Origin of the sequence: Planococcus sp. PAMC 21323 (assembly GCF_000785555.1) — a bacterium.
Classification (GTDB): domain Bacteria; phylum Bacillota; class Bacilli; order Bacillales_A; family Planococcaceae; genus Planococcus.
This window is the reverse complement of the sequence record NZ_CP009129.1, coordinates 939,341-957,645: the sequence shown is the minus strand read 5'-3', so window position 1 is coordinate 957,645 and position 18,305 is coordinate 939,341. Positions and strand designations below refer to the sequence as shown.

The following is an 18,305-nucleotide window of genomic DNA, read 5'->3' as shown; positions in this document are numbered from 1 at the left end:
GTATAGTTCCTCCTTTATGATCAACGATTAATTACGTAATGGTTTCCCTTTAACTAGCATATGTTGCATACGTTGCTGGGTTTTTGGTTCTGCTACTAAGCTTAAGAACGCTTGGCGCTCAAGGTCGAGCAAATATTGCTCATCTACTTTTGTGCCGTATGGAACTTTGCCGCCCGCTAGAACAAATGCTAGTTTTTTAGCAATTTTCAAGTCATGTTCGCTAATATAACCAGAAATGAACATGCCTTCTGCACCTAAAAGTAGCGTTGCATAGCCAGGTTCACCTGGAACTGGTACTTTTTCGCGTAACGGTGCTTGGTAACCATTTTCATATAATGAAAGAGCTGCTAGTTTAGCATCGTGTAGTAGATGGTCGCTATTAACGCTGATACCATCTACGAAGTTTAAGAAGTTGTTTTCACGTGCTTCTTCTGCTGAAGTAGACACTTTAGCCATCGCGATTGATTCGAATACTTTCGTCGCGATATTTAAGTAATCAATTGTTACGCCGTTCGGTAAACCTTTCAACTGTTTCATGTAAAGCTCTTTGTTTCCACCGCCGCCAGGAATTAACCCAACGCCTACTTCGACGAGTCCCATATAGGTTTCCATAGAAGCTTGAATATGTGCTGCTGGCAATGTTACTTCTGCACCGCCACCTAGAGCCATACCAAATGGTGCTGCTACAACTGGTTTATTGCTGTATTTTAATTTCATCATCGCGTTTTGGAAGGTTTTAATCGTAAAGTCAAGTTCAAAAATATTGTCATCTTGTGCTTCCATTAAGATCATGCCTAGGTTTGCACCAACACAGAAGTTTTTGCCTTGGTTTCCAATAACAAGTCCTTTAAAGTTTTTCTCAACTTCGTCGACTGCGTAATTGATCATTTGCATGATGTCTAAGCCAATCGCATTGGAGCGTGAATGGAATTCTAGTAACGCAATACCGTCGCCTAAGTCAATTAAACTAGCACCTGAATTGGATTTGATGACGCCATGCTTTTTCTTATATCGTTTTAAATCGATAACTTTTTCATTAACCGGTACGGACTTATAATTTGTGCCATCAAAGAAATGAAGGTCCCCGTTTTCTTCTTTGTAGAAGGTTTCGTTTCCACTATCTATTAGAGCTTGTACGAACGCTGGAACCGAATGACCTTCTTGTGTCATTTTTTCTACTGATTTTTTGACTCCAATCGCATCCCAAGTTTCAAATGGTCCTTGCTGCCAACCGAAGCCCCATTTCATGGCATTATCGATCGCGACGATATCGTCTGCAATTTCTCCAGTCAATTCAGCTGAATAACGTAATGTTGGAGAAAGTATGCTCCACAGCAATTCGCCCGTGCGATCTTCTGCATAAACGAGTGTTTGCATTTTAGCTACAAGACCTTTTTGTTGTTTTGCCATTTCTTGTGAAGGCGTTTTCAATTTTCCAGCTGGACGGTATTCCAAAGTTTCTGGATCTAGCTCTAAAATTTCTTTATCTTTTTTCAAGAAGAAACCTTGTCCTGACTTTGCCCCAAGCCAACCGTTTTCCACCATTTTCTTCATAAATTCTGGTGCGTCAAACACTTGCTGTTCTTCGCCTGTAGTTTGATCATAAACATTTTTAGAAACATGCATAAACGTATCTAGACCCACAACATCTAAAGTTCTGAACGTAGCTGATTTTGGACGACCGATTAATGGTCCAGTTACAGAGTCTACTTCGCCAATTGAATAACCGCGCGCCATCATTTCGCGTAACGTGACAAGCAAACCGTAAGTTCCAATTCGATTAGCAATAAAGTTGGGTGTGTCTTTTGCGACAACTACTCCTTTTCCTAACTGATCTTCACCAAATTTCGTCATAAACTCTAATACTTCAGGAGCTGTTGTATTTGCTGGAATGATTTCTAGCAATTTTAAGTAACGCGGTGGATTAAAGAAATGCGTTCCTAAGAAATGTTTTCCAAAATCTTCTGAGCGCCCTTCGACCATTGCATTAATGCTAATGCCTGATGTGTTTGAAGAAACGATTGTTCCTTCTTTTCGCACATTATCAATTTTTTCATATAAAGATTTCTTTACTTCTAAGTTTTCAACGATTACTTCTATAATCCAATCAACATCTTTTAGTTTTTCCAAATCATCTTCTAAATTTCCTGGTGTGATCAATTGAAGATTCTTTTTAGCTGTTAATGGTGCTGGTTTTTGTTTAAGTAGTTTTTGGATTGAACCCGTTGCCATGCGATTACGTACCGCTTTGTCTTCAAGCGTTAATCCTTTTGCTTGTTCTTCTTTCGACAATTCACGCGGAACAATATCAAGTAACACAACTGGAATTCCTATATTTGCAAGATGCGCTGCAATTCCTGAACCCATTACGCCTGAACCGAGTACAGCTGCTTTTCTAATTTGGTAAGCCACTAGCAAACCCTCCTTGATTTTTTGAATGAACACTCATTCATTTTTAGGTTAAAAAAAATAGAACGTTTTCCTATGTCTTTAAGTGTAAGTTATTTTTCTTATTTTCGCAATATTTAATCGCTAAACTTCCCTAAATTTTTCAAAGACAAATTATTTGCGATTTATTGAAAGCACGCTAAACTGAAAGAGAACCTATAAGGAGGCTACCTAAATGAAATCACTTACTACAACTGAACAATTCAACGAAGCGATTAACGGCGAACAACCGGTAATTGTAAAGTTCCAAGCCGGCTGGTGCCCAGACTGCAGAAGAATGGACATGTTTATTGATCCAATCGTCGAAGAATATAACCAATACCAATGGTTGGATGTTAATCGCGACGAACTTCCAGACATTGCTGAAAAATACGATGTAATGGGAATTCCGAGTTTGCTGATTTTCAAAGGTGGAGAAAAAACAGCTCACCTTCATAGCGCAAACGCGAAATCACCAGAATCAGTTACAAACTTTTTAAACGATCAAAAAGAGTAGGCTCCCGCCTACTCTTTTTTTCGCTATAATGTAAGATGCACCAATTTTTTAAAAAAATGTTATAGTATGAGCAACTAAATGAATAACCCATATTACAAATTTCGGAGGTTTAGGAATGGATCCACAACAAGAAATTAAACAATTACAAGAACAGCTGGTTTATTTTAAAAAGCTGATAAAAAATATGTCCGCTCCAATTATTCCATCGGTGGTGCCCAAAACGATTTTAGTACCCATCGCAGGTTTTATTTTTACGGACCGTTTCGACTTGATTCGTACGGCAGTTTTAGAGTATGCAGAAAAACATCGGGATACTGAACGGGTTATTTTTGACTTTACAGGAGTGACAACTGATGACTTGATGGAGTTTGACTATAATGGTTTAGCAAGCGAATTAAGCCAATTAAATTCCGCACTTGGGCTAATGGGCTTGCGCGCGATTTATGTTGGGTTTAATCCCTTGTTTGTACGTGAAATTGTCCATGCAGGCATTCAAGTTGAGTTAGAAGTTTATACGACCTTCAAAGTAGCACTTGAACATGTCCTAAGTGAAAATAAAAAATTGGCATCCAAAATGTAATCTCATAAAATGATGATGTGGAGGTCTAGTTCATGAAAAAATTAATCGCTTTTCAAGGCCTTTCCCAACACAACGAAAAAATCTTAAAGAAATTTCGTCCATCTGCATGTGGTCCTGTAACAATCGCGGCTATATTGCAACATCATGAAAAGCTTGAAATTGGTGTCAATCAGCTTTACCGACTACTTGGTTCGACACCTATTGGTTTGTTTACTTGGAGATTGATGAGGAATTTCAAGAAAATTACCGGTATACGCTATGAAGTGAAAAAAGTAAACAACTTGGAAGAAGTCAAAAAAGAATTGCTAGCGGGTCGTCCACTTGCGATGAAGTTTGACCGCTATTTCACGTTTCACTGGTTCTCAAAACCAGTATATAGCTATCATTGGGTGCCATTAATCGGCTTTGAACAACAGGCAAATGATCTCATTCTTTATATTCATGATAACGGACAAAAAAACCGCCCCAGCAAAATGCGGACGGTTTCTTATCAAGAAAATCGGAAAGTGTTAACTTTTGTTAAAATCATGCCCACGGATCGGTTGTAACACCAATATTTTTCTCAAGCTGTTTAGCGAGTAATGTTAATTGTTGGTCGCGACATAATTGAATATGGTCTTTCGTGTAGTTAGGAACAGAAATTTCCTCTAATGACACGTTCAACTGGATGTCACACTTGATGACAGCCAGTTTTTTTGATAGCAACAACATTTCTTTATGCTCATCAATTTTCTTTTTTTGTGCTGGTTTTAATTCGTCGATGGCTTCTAATACACCATCAGTCGAGCTGTAAGTTTGAATCAGCTGAAGTGCAGTCTTCGGTCCAATCCCCTTAACCCCAGGATAGCCATCGCTCGGGTCGCCCATAAACGCTTTAACATCAGCAAATTGCGAAGGTTGAATGCCATACTCTTCAATAAATCTCTCTTCGGTATAGACATCGTAAACATGAAAGCCTTTTTTCATAAACGCTATTTTGACAGAAGGCGACAATAGTTGCAGCATATCCTTGTCTCCAGTGATGATGGTAAAGTCTACTTGGCCCTGCCATTGCTTGGTAAATGAGCCGATAAAGTCATCTGCTTCAATCCCCGCTTCGCCGTAATTTTTCCAGCCTAGTTGCTCGGAAACTTCTTGCGCCCAATCAAACTGATGCACCATGTCTTCTGGAGGTGCTGGACGATTTGCTTTATAGCCATCAAATAAATCCGTTCGGAACGTTTTAGATCCCATATCCCAACATACTGCCATATGCGTTGGCTTCATCATTGTTTTAGCCGCTAATACGTGGCGAGTAAATCCTTGCACACCATTTGTGGCTAACCCTTCGGTTGTTCTAAAATACTGATTTACAGCCGACGTAGCGAAAAACGAGCGGAACAATAACGCCATTCCATCGATTAATAATACATGTGGTTTTTCCATATTAAAAATCCTCCATCTTTTAATTGCTTACATTCCATTATAACGCTTATGTAATGAAAAAACCGCCGAAGCGGCGGTTTTAACGTTTACGTTTGATAGCTTTGTATTCTATTGTTACTGCCTTGTAGAAGGATGCCATCATCAATAAAATGATGATAGAGAATGGAAATGCCACAATAATTAATACTGTCTGCAATGTATTAAGTCCACCCGTAGACAATAGGATAACAGCAATCGCTGATTGCGCAACTCCCCATGTCAATTTCACTGTATTTTGTGGATACAGTGAACCACCTGTTGTTTGCATTCCGAGAACAAATGTCGCGGAATCGGCAGAAGTCACAAAGAAGGTTGTGATTAGGAATACTGCTATAACTGAAAGCAATACACCAAATGGCAACTCATTAAAAACTGCAAACAATGTTTGCTCTGTCAATAATCCCGTTAAATCTACACCACTTTGTTGAACATCAATTGCCGTTGTACCGAAGGCCGCAAACCAAAGGAAACTTACGAATGCCGGAATCATCAAAACGCCTAATAGAAACTGACGGATTGTTCTTCCTCTCGAAACACGTGCAATGAAAATACCAACAAACGGAGACCATGAAATCCACCAAGCCCAATAGAAGATCGTCCAGCCATCAATCCATGAACGGTTTTCGCCATCAATTGGTGCTGCACGGAAACTCATTTGAACAAGATTTTGGAAATAAGTACCGATTGTATCAGTGAACATATTCATGATTAATAAAGTTGGACCAAGAATAATTACTGCTCCTAGTAAAGCGATGGCTAGCACCATATTGGCATTAGAAAGGTACTTAATCCCTTTACTTAACCCACTCCACGCAGAAATCATAAACAATACTGTTACAATTGCAATAATGATCAATTGAACAACAAAGCTATCTTCCTGTATTCCGTCAAACAAATACGCAAGTCCACCGTTAATTTGAATAGCGCCAAAGCCTAGAGTTGTTGCAACACCCACCACTGTTGCAAAAACAGCGATAATGTCTACAAACGCGCCCCAAGGACCTTTCATCTTATCTCCAAATATCGGCTTTAACGTAGCAGAGATCAATCCAGGTTCCCCTTTTCGGAACTGAGAATATGCTAGTGCTAATGCCACGACGGCATATATAGCCCATGCATGAATTCCCCAGTGGAAAAAGCTGAAACGCATTGACTCACGCATAGCCTCAGCGCTCCCAGGTTCAGCTGTTGCCGGATTAATCGCAAAATGCGATAACGGTTCTGCAGCTCCCCAAAATACTAAACCAATCCCCATACCTGCTGAAAACAACATGGCAATCCATGTTCCAAACGAAAACTCTGGCTTATCCGAGTCTTTCCCCAATTTGATTTGCCCCATCGGACTGATAAGGAAAAACAAACAGAATAGAACGATGATGGAAACGATTAACAAATAATACCATCCGAACGAAGTTGTCAGGAATGATTCTATATTCCCTGTAACTTCTGCAAAGCTATCTGGTGCAAAAGCGCCGAAGCCAATGGCTAATAATACAAGCGCAAGTACAATCCAAAAAACATTGGTTACTTTTTTCATATAGTCTCTCTCCTCTTTCTTTTTTTTCCGCTTTAACAGACAGCAAACCCTATTCATTTAAATAGCAGTCCACTAAACGTCAAAGTCCGAACTGATCAACTAAAAATCAGCGGAGGATGAAGAGCCCCCGCTGATTGAAGTTTCTCTTTATCACAAGTCTAAAGGATACGGAAAATTTCCGGTCCTGTCAAACCCACTGATTGACAAATGGCTATAAACCTCTGAAAAAATGTGTTATAAAAACCTGAAAACATCTATTTTCCTCATTCTGCCCTAATAAAAAAAAAAAAAACCAGATTCACAAGGAATCTGGTTTTTTTCTATAAGTTAATTGTAACTTCTGCGTTTTCACGAAGTTTAGCGATTAACGCTTGTGTAGCTTCGCTTTCTTTTTGCGTTTTCAATTCTTCTTCAATTTGCGGTTTTACATCTTCAAAAGCTGGAATTTCTTCGCCGCCCGCTTCTTCTTGCTGAGCTTTAGCTTCATCATAATAAGTTTGTAGCTCTTCATCAGTCAATTTAATTTCGCCAGTTTCTGAGGCAATCAACTGTTCGATTTTCACTTGTGTTTCTACTTGTTTCATAACTTCTTCTTCAGACAGCCCTTGCTCTTTAAGCGCCGCTAGAAGTTCATCAGAAGACGTCAAGCCATTTTGTTGCGCTAACTCTTCTAGTGCGGTATTGGTTTGTTCTTCCGATGCCGTTAGTTTTTGGCTTTCAGTTTCTTGAACAAGTAATTCTTGCGCAACTAAACTTTCAGCAACTTGACCTTTCAGCTGAGCTTGATCTACTTCTTGCCCAGTCATTTGCGCTTGCATCGCCATTTGTTGAAATTGTCCTGTATAAACAGACTCAAAATCCTCTTTTGCAATTTCTTCACCATTTACTTCTGCGACAACTTCAGGAATGTCTTTTAAATCTGGCTCAGGTATTTCTGGTTGTTCACCATTTTCCTGATCTGCTGCTACCTCTTCTTGTGGTGTTTCTTCATCTTTAGTGTCTTTAGCTGTATCATCACCACAAGCAGCTAGAGCTACCATGGATCCTCCAAGTACGATTGTTAAAAACCATTTTTTAATCATGGGTATTCTCCCTTCAAACATAATGTCGGTAATTGTAGCACAAACTGTCCAGCTGTAGAAACAATAACCATTTTGGTGTCTGTATTTGCTTTTCTACGGTCAATATTGAACTTTTCATTTTTGTAATTTTACTTTTTAAAAATCTAAGATCTATTTAAATTAAATAAATCCGCAATAATTTCAGCGCTTCCTAGTGAAAACATGAATAGGGAAAGTGCTATAAAAAGCATACCTATAAGGGCTAATACGATTCGAAATGATGGTCGAAATCGCTTTTTTATGAATAGTCCAGTGATCGTTAAACCCAATCCTATTAACAACATCAAGAAATACCAAAAGCCCATACTGTCACCTCTTTTAAAGTCATACGGTAATAGGACGTTTAGGTTCAACAAAGGTTCGATAAATGCTAAAATCTATGGCTACAAGCACATCAAAAGGTCTTATACACACCAAAAAACGCCAAAACCAGTAAAGGTTTTGGCGTTTCTTATCTCACTATGGAGATGGTGGGAGTCGAACCCTCGTCTAGAAACTCCGCTACTTAAGCGTCTACACGTGAAGCTTACTTAGGAAATTTTCATTCCTCAACAAATGAGATTTACAGCCACAAAGATTTCAGGCATTTCCATACTTATTTATTTCACTGTTTTACTTACCAGGGAGTATTACCTATCAACAAACTTATTCAAAATTAAAAAAGAACCGTCAGTTTCTAGACAAATCAAGCGTCAACAACATTTGTCCTCGATTGAAAAATATGTTTCGAATAAGAAAAACATAAGGAGATTTTAGTCTTCCTATATTTTCATTCATATTATTTATCTGTTTGTTTTTGCTTTTTTTTCAAATACTCAGCACGTATTTTTTCAAGTTGTTGCTTTTTATCAAATTTGGCAGGCTTGTGTTTTTCATGATACTTTGTCACAGCTACCTGTCCTTTGCTATCCAATCCGAATTTCCCCACTTTTTCCACCCACTTTTCTTGTCTCTAAAGAAAATCTATTCAACAAATATAATATACCTTATTTCACTAAAGTAAGCCTTATTAGATTCTTGCTAACCTTACGTATAAAGAGAAAATAATAGTATCGGTTCTCTCGTTTTTATTCTTCTTTGTAAAAATATCAACTTCTTCTGATGAAATGGAGAAAACACCATGTTTTCTACCCATACAAAAACCTCCTAATTCAACTAAATTAGAAGGTCATTTGAAACGAATTCACGAGGGAATTTAATAGGGAGTTTTCACCTTAGTTTAACTCCCCATTACTATCCCTAACTTCTTAAAACTTAATACCACTGCCTTTAGCAGCTATCTCACTATGGAGACGGCGGGAGTCGAACCCGCGTCCAGAAACTCCGCTACTTAAGCATCTACGCGTGTAGCTCATCTATTAAGGTTTCATGCGCCATTCTGCCGATAAGCAGGCGTCCTGGGCACTAATCTGAGAATCTCTCCCGGTTGCCTCAGATGGTAGCAAACGGTGTATCCCACTAAAGTTGAGCTTTACCCAGCCACATGGGCGATGGATAGATAAAGCAGATCCGAGCTTACGCTGCGAATGCTAGGTTTTGGTTTGTTTTGCCAGTTGTTATAAATGCGTTTGTGACGAAGACGACCCTCCGACGCGCAACTCAAGCCCAGATCATCCCTGTCGAATCCGTAACGTCCCCTCATTAAAAGAGACACGGAAGATGTATAAACAGCTTCATGTGCTATAAACCTATTATAAAGTACCAATGGTCAGACATCAAGTCTTAGCGGTTACGTTCTTTCATCGCACGGTCAATTTCTCGTTTTGCGTCTTTTTTCTTCAAATCTTCTCGTTTGTCGTAGTTTTTCTTCCCCTTACCAACACCGAGCAAGACTTTCGCAAAGCCGTCTTTCAAATACATTTTCAGTGGAATAATCGCGGATCCTTGCACTTTTGAATGTGCCAGCAAATTCGCAATTTGCTTTTTGTGGAGCAACAATTTGCGCGACCGTGTTGGGTCGTGGTTAAACTGGTTGCCTTGGTCATAAGGACTGATGTGCATATTTGAAATCCAAGCTTCGCCGTTACGAATTCGAACAAACGAATCTTTTAATTGAACTTTACCGTTTCGTGCTGACTTAATCTCGGTTCCCTGCAAGACGATACCCGCTTCGATTGTTTCTTCAATAAAGAAATCGAAACCGGCTTTCTTGTTTTGGGCAATTACTTTGCCTTCTCCTTTGGCCATGTGGTTTCACCTCAACTAGATTCAAAAAGCGGCTCCAGAGCCGCTTTATTATTTTTTCTTATTACGTCCTTGTTTTGCTACATTTTCGTAAAACTTTTTCTTTTTGTTTTTTGGTTTACGTGTAGGTCCGCCGCTTTCTGGTTTTTTCCCATCACGTCCTGGTTTTCCAGCGCCATCTTTTTTATTGGCACGAATTACTTTCGGCTGATCTTTTCTCGTTCTGCGAGGTGTTTGCACCATGCCAACAATTTCAAAATCAATCGATGATTCTTCTGGTTTGACACCGATGACTTTAATTTCAATCTCGTCACCAATGCGGAATTGACGATTTGTTCGCTCTCCAATCATCATCATGCTACGATCGTCAAAGCGATAATAATCATCTGTCATATTAGACACGTGAACCAAACCTTCAATCGTATTCGGCAGCTCAATAAACAAACCGAAATTCGTCACTGAAGATATAATTCCTGTGAATTGTTCGCCGATTTTATCAGCCATGTATTGAGATTTCTTCAACGCATCCGTATCGCGCTCGGCTTCTACTGCACGGCGTTCTCGTTCTGATGTATGCGTTGCAATATCATCCATATTGGCATCCCAATAAGCAATTGTTTTCTTCGATAAGTCTTTTTCGATTAAATAGGTGCGAATCAAGCGATGCACGATTAAATCGGGATAGCGACGAATCGGTGATGTAAAATGCGTATAAAACTCAGTTGATAAGCCAAAATGACCTAAACTCTCTGCTGAGTATTTCGCTTGTTGCATTGAACGTAACATCATTGTGGAAACAACAGGTTCTTCTGGTGTTCCAGCAATCGATTCAACGATTTCTTGCAAAGCTCGCGGGTGAATCTTAGTGCCAGATCCTTTTACGACAATTCCAAAGTTCGTTACAAATTCAAAAAAGCGTTGTAATTTTTCTGGTTTTGGATCTTCGTGAATTCGGTAAATTGCTGGTACTTCCATGTTGTGAAAACGCTCGGCTACCGTTTCATTGGCTGCTAGCATAAATTCCTCGATTAATCGTTCAGCAACTGTACGTTCACGAATGACCACGTCTACTGGGTAACCATTTTCGTCGACTAATACTTTTGACTCTTTAAAGTCAAAATCAATAGCTCCACGACGCATCCGTTTTGTGCGAAGCACTTCTGCTAATTCTTTCATCAATTCGAACATCGGCACGAGTTCACGATATTGCTCTTTTAGTTCTTGATTGTCTTGCTCTAAAATTTCATATACGTCCGTATATGTCATACGAGCTGATGTGTTAATGACACTTTGGAAAATATCATGTGATTGCACTTCACCTTGGTCATTGAAAATCATTTCACATGATAGTGTTAAACGGTCTACTTGTGGATTTAATGAACAAATCCCGTTCGACAAACGATGTGGAATCATCGGAATTACACGATCTGTCAAATAAATACTTGTCGCACGGTCATATGCTTCACGATCCATTGCAGATCCTTCAGTCATATAATGACTAACGTCAGCAATGTGTACGCCTAGTTTGTATGAACCATCTTCGTACTTTACGACTTGTACCGCATCATCTAAATCTTTAGCGTCAGCTCCATCGATCGTCACAATTTGTTCGTTGCGTAAATCGCGACGGTCGTTTAAATCTGCTGGATCGATTTCGTCCGGCACATTATTTGCTTGGTCTAGAACATCTGGTGGAAACTCTGTTTCAATCCCATACTTATGGATAATAGAAAGGATATCGACACCTGGATCATTTTTGTGTCCAAGAATTTGCGTTACCATACCTGTCGCAGACATTCTACCTTCTGGCCATCCTGTAATCTCTACAACAACTTTATGTCCATCTACAGCGCCTAACGTATCGTCTTTTGCGATAAAGATGTCCATGTTCATTTTTTTGTCATCTGTTACGACAAATCCAAAGCCTTTATTTTCTTGGAACGTTCCAACTGCTTTAGTCGTTCCGCGTTCAATAATCCGGATAATGGCACCTTCACGACGATCACCTGAAGACCCTTCAGAAATACGGATTAACACGGTATCTCCATTGATTGCGCTATTAACTTCGGTTGGTGGGATAAATACATCGTCTAATCCTGCTTCTTCAGGTGCAACAAATCCAAAGCCTTTTGGATGTCCAATGAATTTTCCGCGCATTAAATTCATTCGTTCTGGTACTCCATAACGGTTTGATCTTGAACGGATTAGAGTACCTGATTCTTCTAATCTCACTAATGTCTTCACTAATTCTGTAAACTCATCTGCATCTTCAAAACCGAATTGTTCTTCTATTTCTTGTACAGTTAGCGGCTTATAAGCCTCTTCACGCATAAAAGCGATTAAGCGCTGTTCTAATGATTTTTCGGGATTCCCCAAATCTAACTCCTCCTTTATGACAGCTCACACACTCCAATCTAATGATTCTAGAAATGTGAATATGTCTTCGTGCAATTGCTTTTTTTCTTTATCAAGTGTAATAACATGCCCTGAATTTTCATACCATTTGATTTGTTTATCGGTCGATTCCGAGTTGTCATAAATGATATTAGCCGAATCTAGATCAATAACTGTATCTAGTCTACCTTGAACAACGAACAAAGGCGCATAGATATGATCCACGTGCTCTTTTACGTCTGCAACTAAGTCACGCAAATCAGCTAATGATTCCATCGGTTTTTCTTGAAAAGCCTCTAATTCTTTTTCGATAAGCTCATCGCTTTTTCCTTCATAGTTCTTATAATCACGCGCATATTTCAATACACCTTGATACATTAAATCTGTGGATTTCATATTCATCGGTGCACACATTGAAACAATTCCCTTGATAGGCTTTGTATACCCTAATTTTAAGCTAAATACGCCGCCTAGCGACAGACCAGCTACCGCAATTTCAGTGTAACCTTCTTCTATTAACGTGTCATATGCTTGCTCTACGTCTTTCCACCAATCAACTGGGCCTGTATCAACCAGCTCTTCTGGTGCCACTCCATGCCCCGCATAATGTGGCGCTATACTTGTATATCCATTTGTTTCAAGAAAACGTCCCAACATCCGAACATCTGCTGAATTTCCTGTGAATCCATGTAAAAGTATTACTGCCCGTGGGCCTTTTTTAAAGAAAAATGGTTTTGGTTGCGAAACTCGCATGAAAACTCCTCCATTCTAATACTAAAAGAAAACGCCTAACCATGTATGGTCAGGCGATTTAATCATCTACATTAAACTTTCGTTACGGCAATAGCCAGAATAAAGAATAAGGCAGCAAGTACAATCGTTACTCGGTGTAAGACTAAGTCCAAGCCACGAGCTTTTTGCTTACCGAAAAGTTGCTCTGCTCCACCGGAGATGGCTCCTGAAAGACCTGCACTTTTACCAGATTGTAACAAAACGACTACGATTAATGCGAGCGATACGATGACGAGTAATGTCATTAACAACGTATGCATAAATTCCACCTCCTGAAACGAACGTTCACAACAAAATTAAGTTTACCAAAAATTGTGACCGGTGACAATAGCAATAGAAAATAGAAGGCAAATGCCTTCTATTTCATTAAATCTATATCTTATAAACAAGTTAGGATATGGAGTAAATTAGCAGAGCAATTTTACTCCATATCAACATCTACTAATACCGTATTATTTTTTCAAGTTATAGAAAGTTTTAAGCCCAAGGTATTGACCAGTTTCGAACAATTGATCTTCAATACGTAATAATTGGTTATATTTCGCAACGCGGTCTGTACGAGACGGTGCACCTGTTTTGATTTGTCCAGCGTTTGTTGCAACTGCAATGTCTGCAATAGTTACATCTTCAGACTCACCAGAACGATGACTGATAACTGCTGTGTAGCCAGCACGTTTTGCCATTTCGATTGCATCAAATGTTTCAGTCAATGTACCGATTTGGTTTACTTTGATCAAGATTGAGTTAGAAACGCCTTCTTCAATTCCTTGTGATAATTTCTTCGTGTTTGTTACGAATAAATCATCTCCTACTAGTTGTACACGGTCGCCAATACGTTCAGTTAGCAATTTGTGTCCAGCCCAGTCGTTTTCATCTAAGCCATCTTCAATTGAAATGATTGGGTATTTGTTGCAAAGCTCTTCGTACCAGTCAACCATTTCAGCAGATGTTTTCACTGTGTTATCGCCTGGCAAGTTGTAAACGCCTTTTTCTTTATCGTAGATTTCAGAAGACGCAACATCCATTGCAAGCAAGATGTCAGAACCTGGTTTGTATCCAGCTTTTTCGATTGCTTCCATAATTGTTGTTAATGCTTCTTCGTTAGATCCTAAGTTTGGAGCAAATCCGCCTTCATCCCCAACAGAAGTGTTATAGCCTTTTTCTTTTAGTACGGCTTTTAAGTTATGGAAAATCTCTGCGCCCATTTGAACCGCTTCACGGAACGATTTTGCACCAACTGGCATTACCATGAACTCTTGGATGTCCACGTTGTTATCAGCGTGTTCGCCACCATTTAAAATGTTCATCATTGGAACTGGTAATTGTTTAGCGTTAAATCCGCCTAAGTATTGGTATAAAGGCATATCCAAGTAGTTTGCTGCTGCGTGTGCAACTGCTAGAGAAACACCAAGAATTGCGTTAGCTCCTAAACGTCCTTTGTTTTCAGTTCCATCTAATTCGATCATTGCTTTATCGATTGATACTTGATCAAGCACTGAATATTTTTCTTCTAAAGCTTCAGCAATTTCAACGTCAACGTTTTCTACTGCTTTTAAGACACCTTTACCAAGGTAGCGGCTCTTATCGCCATCACGTAGTTCTACTGCTTCATGTTCGCCTGTAGAGGCTCCTGAAGGTACGATTGCGCGACCAAAAGCGCCGCTTTCCGTGAACACTTCAACTTCGATTGTTGGGTTTCCTCGTGAATCTAAAATTTCGCGTGCTTGAATGTGTGTAATAATTGGCAATTAAAACAGCTCCCTTTAGTATAATGGTTTTCCGGTCATTTCAACCGGTTGTTTAACGTCTAGCATTTTTAAAATGGTCGGTGCTAAGTCGGCAAGAATACCGCCTTCGCGAAGTTCTTGACCTGATTTCGTCAAAATTACAGGTACTTGATTGGTCGTATGTGCAGTCATTGGTAACCCTTCTAGAGTACGAACTTCATCCGCATTGCCGTGGTCAGCAGTAATAAGTGCTGAGCCGCCTTGAGCGTGCAATGCATCTACGATACGTCCTAGACATTCGTCTACTACTTCGATCGCACGGATCGTTGGTTCGAGCATGCCACTGTGACCAACCATATCTGGATTTGCAAAATTCAAGATGATCGCATCGTGTGCGCCAGCTTCAATTTGTTCTACCAAACGATCGGTTACTTCATAAGCACTCATTTCTGGCTGTAAGTCGTAAGTTGCGACTTTCGGAGAAGCGACCAAAATTCGATCTTCTCCAGGAAAGACTTCTTCACGACCGCCACTCATAAAGAATGTAACATGCGGGTATTTTTCAGTTTCTGCGATGCGTAGCTGAGTTAAGCCATTCGTAGATAAAACTTCACCTATTGTGTTTTCTAGGTTTAATGTATTGAATGCAACACGCGTTGGTAACTCTTCGCTATAAGAAGTAAATGTAATATAACTCAAGTTTTTTGGGTGTTTATTGCTTAATGAAAATCCATCAAAATCTTCTCGAATTAACGCTGATGTCATTTGAATCGAACGATCTGGACGGAAGTTAAAAAACACTAACGAATCTCCAGAATCGATTGTTGCAACTGGTTTACCATCTTCTTCAATCGCAAATGGTAAAACAAACTCATCTACAACATCGTCTTCTTCATATGAAGACATAATGCCTGCTTTTGCCGAGTCTGCAGTTTTGCCAACTCCATCAACTAACACTCGATACGCTAATTCTACACGTTCCCAGCGCTTGTCACGGTCCATTGCGTAATATCGTCCACTAATAGAAGCAAATTTCCCGACACCAATTTCTTTCATTTGTTTTTCTGTTTCCTCGACATATGCAAGTGCAGATTTTGGTCCTACGTCTCGACCGTCAAGAAATCCATGTACATATACTTCTGTTAATCCCTGTTGTTTTGCAAGTTTCAATAAAGCGAAAAGATGTGAGTAATGACTGTGTACGCCACCATCTGATAATAACCCTAAAATATGAAGTGCTTTCCCACCATTTTTGGCATTTGAAATTGCTTCAAGAAATGCAGGATTTTCGAAGAAATCGCCTTCTCGAATCGCCTTGTTAATGCGCGTTAGATTTTGATAAACTACGCGTCCAGCACCAATATTCAAATGACCCACTTCTGAGTTGCCCATTTGACCATCCGGCAATCCGACAGCTTCACCTGAAGCTGTCAGCATGCCGTGAGGGTACTTTTCCCATAGTCGATCGAAATTTGGTTTTTTTGCTTGTGCAACTGCATTACCGAAAGTTTCTTCACGACAACCAAATCCATCTAAAATGATGAGCGCCGCTGGATGTTCGGTTTTACGCATTTGAACCAGCCTCCAACAACTTAACAAATGATTCGACTTCTAAGCTAGCTCCGCCAACTAATGCTCCATCAATATGCTCCATACCCATCAATTCATCAACATTTGCAGGTTTAACACTACCGCCGTATTGGATGCGCATTTTGTCAGCTGTTTCAGCTTGATATAATGAAGCAACTTTTTTGCGGACAATTCCACAAACTTCATTTGCATCTTCAGCAGTAGCTGTTTTACCTGTACCAATTGCCCAAATAGGCTCGTAAGCAATGACTAATTGCGTAATTTGCTCTTCAGATAATCCAGAGATGCCTTTTTCTACTTGAGCTTCAACGATCGATCCAGTTTCACCATTTTCACGGTGCTCAAGTGTTTCACCAACACATAAGATTGGAACTAAACCGTGAGCAAAAGCAGCTTTAACTTTCAGATTTACCGATTCGTCCGTTTCATTGAAATATTGACGGCGTTCTGAGTGACCAATAATAACGTATTTAACACCAATATCCGTTAATTGAACGGGGCTGATTTCGCCTGTAAAAGCACCCTCGTCTTGTTCAGACATGGTTTGGGCGCCAATTTGAAGTGCGCTATCTTCTGAAGAAATAACAAGTTGTGACAAGAATAATGCTGGTGCGCAAATAACGGCATCCAGTTTTTCCGAACTTGGCACTAAGCCGTTTACTTCTTCGACAAATTGTTTTGCCTCCGCTGCTGTTTTATACATTTTCCAGTTTCCTGCAATAATTGGTTTTCTCATAAAAGCACTCCTTTTCAATTGATCTTATTTATCGGTTAATGCACTAACTCCAGGTAAATCCTTGCCTTCCATAAACTCTAGTGAAGCGCCACCGCCTGTAGAGATATGGTCCATTTTCTCAGCTACATCGAATTTTTCAACAGCTGCTGCGGAATCTCCTCCACCGATAACTGTATAACCTGAAGTTTCAGCCATTGCTTGTGCAACAGATTTTGTTCCATTTTCGAATGCTGGCATTTCAAAAACGCCCATTGGCCCATTCCAAATAATCAATTTCGAATTTTTAATAACATCCGCGTATATCGCTGCCGTTTCAGGTCCAATATCTAAGCCCATCCAGTCAGCTGGAATTTCAGTAATTTTCACACTTTTCGTTTCAGCGTCTTTAGAAAATTCATTAGCGACTGTTGCATCTACTGGCAAATAAAACTTAACGCCTTTTTGTTTTGCTTTTTCGATAAACGAGTTCGCCAAGTCTAATTTGTCTTCTTCAACAAGAGAGTTCCCGATTTCATAGCCTTGCGCTTTGATAAACGTATATGATAACCCTCCGCCAATGATTAAATTATCCACTTTGTCTAACAAATGATCAATGACACCAATTTTGTCTTTTACTTTCGCGCCACCGATAATTGCCGTAAACGGACGATCAGGCTGAGATAGCGCTTTGCCTAAAACATCCAACTCTTTTTCGAGCAATAAGCCTGACACGGACGGTAAATGACTCGCAATGCCTGCTGTCGAAGCATGAGCACGGTGAGCTGCACCAAATGCGTCATTAACGAAAACATCTGCTAGCGATGCAAATGCTTTTGAAAGTTCTTCGTCATTTTTTTCTTCGCCTGCATGGAAACGAACATTTTCTAGCAAGACAATGTCGCCTTCTTGCATCGATGAAATTTCTTGTTCGACTTTTTCACCAATTGATTCGTCCAGGCTTTTCACTTCTTTATGTAACAATTCGCCTAAACGAACGCCTGTTGCAGCAAGTCTCATTTCTTCATTGACCTCGCCTTTTGGACGACCTAAATGGCTAGCTAAAATTACTTTTGCACCTTGTTCGATTAAGTATTCGATCGTTGGCACAGCTGCACGGATTCTTGTATCGTCCGTTACTTTGCCTTCTGACATCGGTACGTTAAAATCTACACGGCAAAATACACGTTTCCCTTTTAAATCCAAATCTTTCATGGTCATTTTCTGCTGCATGAAAATACCTCCTATTTGTATTCAAAA

The 18,305-nt window shown here is 39.7% G+C and carries 17 protein-coding genes and 1 other RNA gene; 3 read left to right on the top strand and 15 right to left on the bottom strand.

Features of this window, described 5'->3' with window-relative positions; genetic code table 11:
- Positions 1-27: 27 nt before the first annotated feature.
- Positions 28-2,412, bottom strand: coding sequence for a 3-hydroxyacyl-CoA dehydrogenase/enoyl-CoA hydratase family protein (locus PLANO_RS04780; RefSeq protein ID WP_038703359.1), 2,385 nt, complete (start codon positions 2,410-2,412; stop codon positions 28-30).
- Between the two features lie 211 nt (positions 2,413-2,623).
- Here PLANO_RS04780 and PLANO_RS04775 point away from each other — a divergent pair, with 211 nt between their 5' ends.
- The 3 genes from PLANO_RS04775 to PLANO_RS04765 all read left to right on the top strand — a co-directional run bounded on the left by PLANO_RS04775 (position 2,624) and on the right by PLANO_RS04765 (position 4,072).
- Positions 2,624-2,944, top strand: coding sequence for a thioredoxin family protein (locus PLANO_RS04775; RefSeq protein ID WP_038703358.1), 321 nt, complete (start codon positions 2,624-2,626; stop codon positions 2,942-2,944).
- A gap of 115 nt (positions 2,945-3,059) precedes the next feature.
- Positions 3,060-3,524: an STAS domain-containing protein gene (locus PLANO_RS04770; RefSeq protein WP_038703357.1), complete on the top strand. Its 465-nt coding sequence runs from the start codon at positions 3,060-3,062 to the stop codon at positions 3,522-3,524.
- Between the two features lie 32 nt (positions 3,525-3,556).
- Positions 3,557-4,072 carry a cysteine peptidase family C39 domain-containing protein gene (locus tag PLANO_RS04765; protein WP_038703356.1) on the top strand — a complete coding sequence of 172 codons (516 nt, stop codon included), beginning with the start codon at positions 3,557-3,559 and terminating at the stop codon, positions 4,070-4,072.
- Here the strand turns inward: PLANO_RS04765 and PLANO_RS04760 are convergent.
- The 14 genes from PLANO_RS04760 to PLANO_RS04700 form a co-directional block, all read right to left on the bottom strand.
- Positions 4,050-4,949: a 5'-3' exonuclease gene (locus PLANO_RS04760; protein WP_038703355.1), complete on the bottom strand. Its 900-nt coding sequence runs from the start codon at positions 4,947-4,949 to the stop codon at positions 4,050-4,052. The genes PLANO_RS04765 and PLANO_RS04760 overlap by 23 nt on opposite strands.
- Positions 4,950-5,028: 79 nt before the next feature.
- On the bottom strand, positions 5,029-6,525 hold the full coding sequence (locus PLANO_RS04755) for a glycine betaine uptake BCCT transporter (RefSeq protein ID WP_038703354.1): 1,497 nt from the start codon (positions 6,523-6,525) through the stop codon (positions 5,029-5,031).
- Positions 6,526-6,845: 320 nt separating this feature from the next.
- Complete coding sequence (locus tag PLANO_RS04750) at positions 6,846-7,607, bottom strand: SurA N-terminal domain-containing protein (protein ID WP_038703353.1); 762 nt, start codon at positions 7,605-7,607, stop codon at positions 6,846-6,848.
- Between the two features lie 817 nt (positions 7,608-8,424).
- Positions 8,425-8,574 (bottom strand): hypothetical protein, encoded by a 150-nt coding sequence (locus PLANO_RS16065; RefSeq protein WP_038703351.1) that lies wholly within the window; start codon positions 8,572-8,574, stop codon positions 8,425-8,427.
- Between the two features lie 81 nt (positions 8,575-8,655).
- On the bottom strand, positions 8,656-8,781 hold the full coding sequence (locus PLANO_RS16230; RefSeq protein ID WP_269429589.1) for a hypothetical protein: 126 nt from the start codon (positions 8,779-8,781) through the stop codon (positions 8,656-8,658).
- 149 nt (positions 8,782-8,930) lie between these two features.
- Positions 8,931-9,284, bottom strand: a transfer-messenger RNA (tmRNA) gene (gene ssrA / locus PLANO_RS15805).
- 84 nt (positions 9,285-9,368) lie between these two features.
- Positions 9,369-9,833 (bottom strand): SsrA-binding protein SmpB, encoded by a 465-nt coding sequence (gene smpB / locus PLANO_RS04735; protein WP_008429534.1) that lies wholly within the window; start codon positions 9,831-9,833, stop codon positions 9,369-9,371.
- A gap of 48 nt (positions 9,834-9,881) precedes the next feature.
- On the bottom strand, positions 9,882-12,206 hold the full coding sequence (gene rnr, locus PLANO_RS04730; RefSeq protein WP_038703350.1) for a ribonuclease R: 2,325 nt from the start codon (positions 12,204-12,206) through the stop codon (positions 9,882-9,884).
- A 24-nt stretch (positions 12,207-12,230) separates the two neighbouring features.
- Positions 12,231-12,977 carry an alpha/beta hydrolase gene (locus tag PLANO_RS04725; RefSeq protein WP_038703349.1) on the bottom strand — a complete coding sequence of 249 codons (747 nt, stop codon included), beginning with the start codon at positions 12,975-12,977 and terminating at the stop codon, positions 12,231-12,233.
- A 71-nt stretch (positions 12,978-13,048) separates the two neighbouring features.
- Complete coding sequence (gene secG, locus PLANO_RS04720; RefSeq protein ID WP_008429540.1) at positions 13,049-13,276, bottom strand: preprotein translocase subunit SecG; 228 nt, start codon at positions 13,274-13,276, stop codon at positions 13,049-13,051.
- A 192-nt stretch (positions 13,277-13,468) separates the two neighbouring features.
- Positions 13,469-14,764, bottom strand: a complete 1,296-nt coding sequence (gene eno, locus PLANO_RS04715) for a phosphopyruvate hydratase (RefSeq protein WP_038703348.1) — start codon at positions 14,762-14,764, stop codon at positions 13,469-13,471.
- 15 nt (positions 14,765-14,779) lie between these two features.
- Positions 14,780-16,315, bottom strand: coding sequence for a 2,3-bisphosphoglycerate-independent phosphoglycerate mutase (gene gpmI / locus PLANO_RS04710; protein WP_038703347.1), 1,536 nt, complete (start codon positions 16,313-16,315; stop codon positions 14,780-14,782).
- Positions 16,308-17,069 (bottom strand): triose-phosphate isomerase, encoded by a 762-nt coding sequence (gene tpiA, locus PLANO_RS04705; RefSeq protein WP_038703346.1) that lies wholly within the window; start codon positions 17,067-17,069, stop codon positions 16,308-16,310. Before tpiA ends, gpmI begins: the two co-directional genes overlap by 8 nt.
- A gap of 24 nt (positions 17,070-17,093) precedes the next feature.
- On the bottom strand, positions 17,094-18,278 hold the full coding sequence (locus tag PLANO_RS04700) for a phosphoglycerate kinase (RefSeq protein ID WP_038703345.1): 1,185 nt from the start codon (positions 18,276-18,278) through the stop codon (positions 17,094-17,096).
- Positions 18,279-18,305: the final 27 nt, after the last annotated feature.

What these genes read in the sequence shown, in the direction of transcription:
- PLANO_RS04775 (WP_038703358.1), top strand. Translation starts at nt 2,624, where the DNA reads ATGAAATCACTTACTACAACTGAACAATTCAACGAAGCGATTAACGGC.
- PLANO_RS04770 (WP_038703357.1), top strand. Translation starts at nt 3,060, where the DNA reads ATGGATCCACAACAAGAAATTAAACAATTACAAGAACAGCTGGTTTAT.
- PLANO_RS04765 (WP_038703356.1), top strand. Translation starts at nt 3,557, where the DNA reads ATGAAAAAATTAATCGCTTTTCAAGGCCTTTCCCAACACAACGAAAAA.
- PLANO_RS04760 (WP_038703355.1), bottom strand. Translation starts at nt 4,949, where the DNA reads ATGGAAAAACCACATGTATTATTAATCGATGGAATGGCGTTATTGTTC.
- PLANO_RS04755 (WP_038703354.1), bottom strand. Translation starts at nt 6,525, where the DNA reads ATGAAAAAAGTAACCAATGTTTTTTGGATTGTACTTGCGCTTGTATTA.
- PLANO_RS04750 (WP_038703353.1), bottom strand. Translation starts at nt 7,607, where the DNA reads ATGATTAAAAAATGGTTTTTAACAATCGTACTTGGAGGATCCATGGTA.
- PLANO_RS16230 (WP_269429589.1), bottom strand. Translation starts at nt 8,781, where the DNA reads ATGGGTAGAAAACATGGTGTTTTCTCCATTTCATCAGAAGAAGTTGAT.
- smpB (WP_008429534.1), bottom strand. Translation starts at nt 9,833, where the DNA reads ATGGCCAAAGGAGAAGGCAAAGTAATTGCCCAAAACAAGAAAGCCGGT.
- PLANO_RS04725 (WP_038703349.1), bottom strand. Translation starts at nt 12,977, where the DNA reads ATGCGAGTTTCGCAACCAAAACCATTTTTCTTTAAAAAAGGCCCACGG.
- secG (WP_008429540.1), bottom strand. Translation starts at nt 13,276, where the DNA reads ATGCATACGTTGTTAATGACATTACTCGTCATCGTATCGCTCGCATTA.
- gpmI (WP_038703347.1), bottom strand. Translation starts at nt 16,315, where the DNA reads ATGCGTAAAACCGAACATCCAGCGGCGCTCATCATTTTAGATGGATTT.
- tpiA (WP_038703346.1), bottom strand. Translation starts at nt 17,069, where the DNA reads ATGAGAAAACCAATTATTGCAGGAAACTGGAAAATGTATAAAACAGCA.
- PLANO_RS04700 (WP_038703345.1), bottom strand. Translation starts at nt 18,278, where the DNA reads ATGCAGCAGAAAATGACCATGAAAGATTTGGATTTAAAAGGGAAACGT.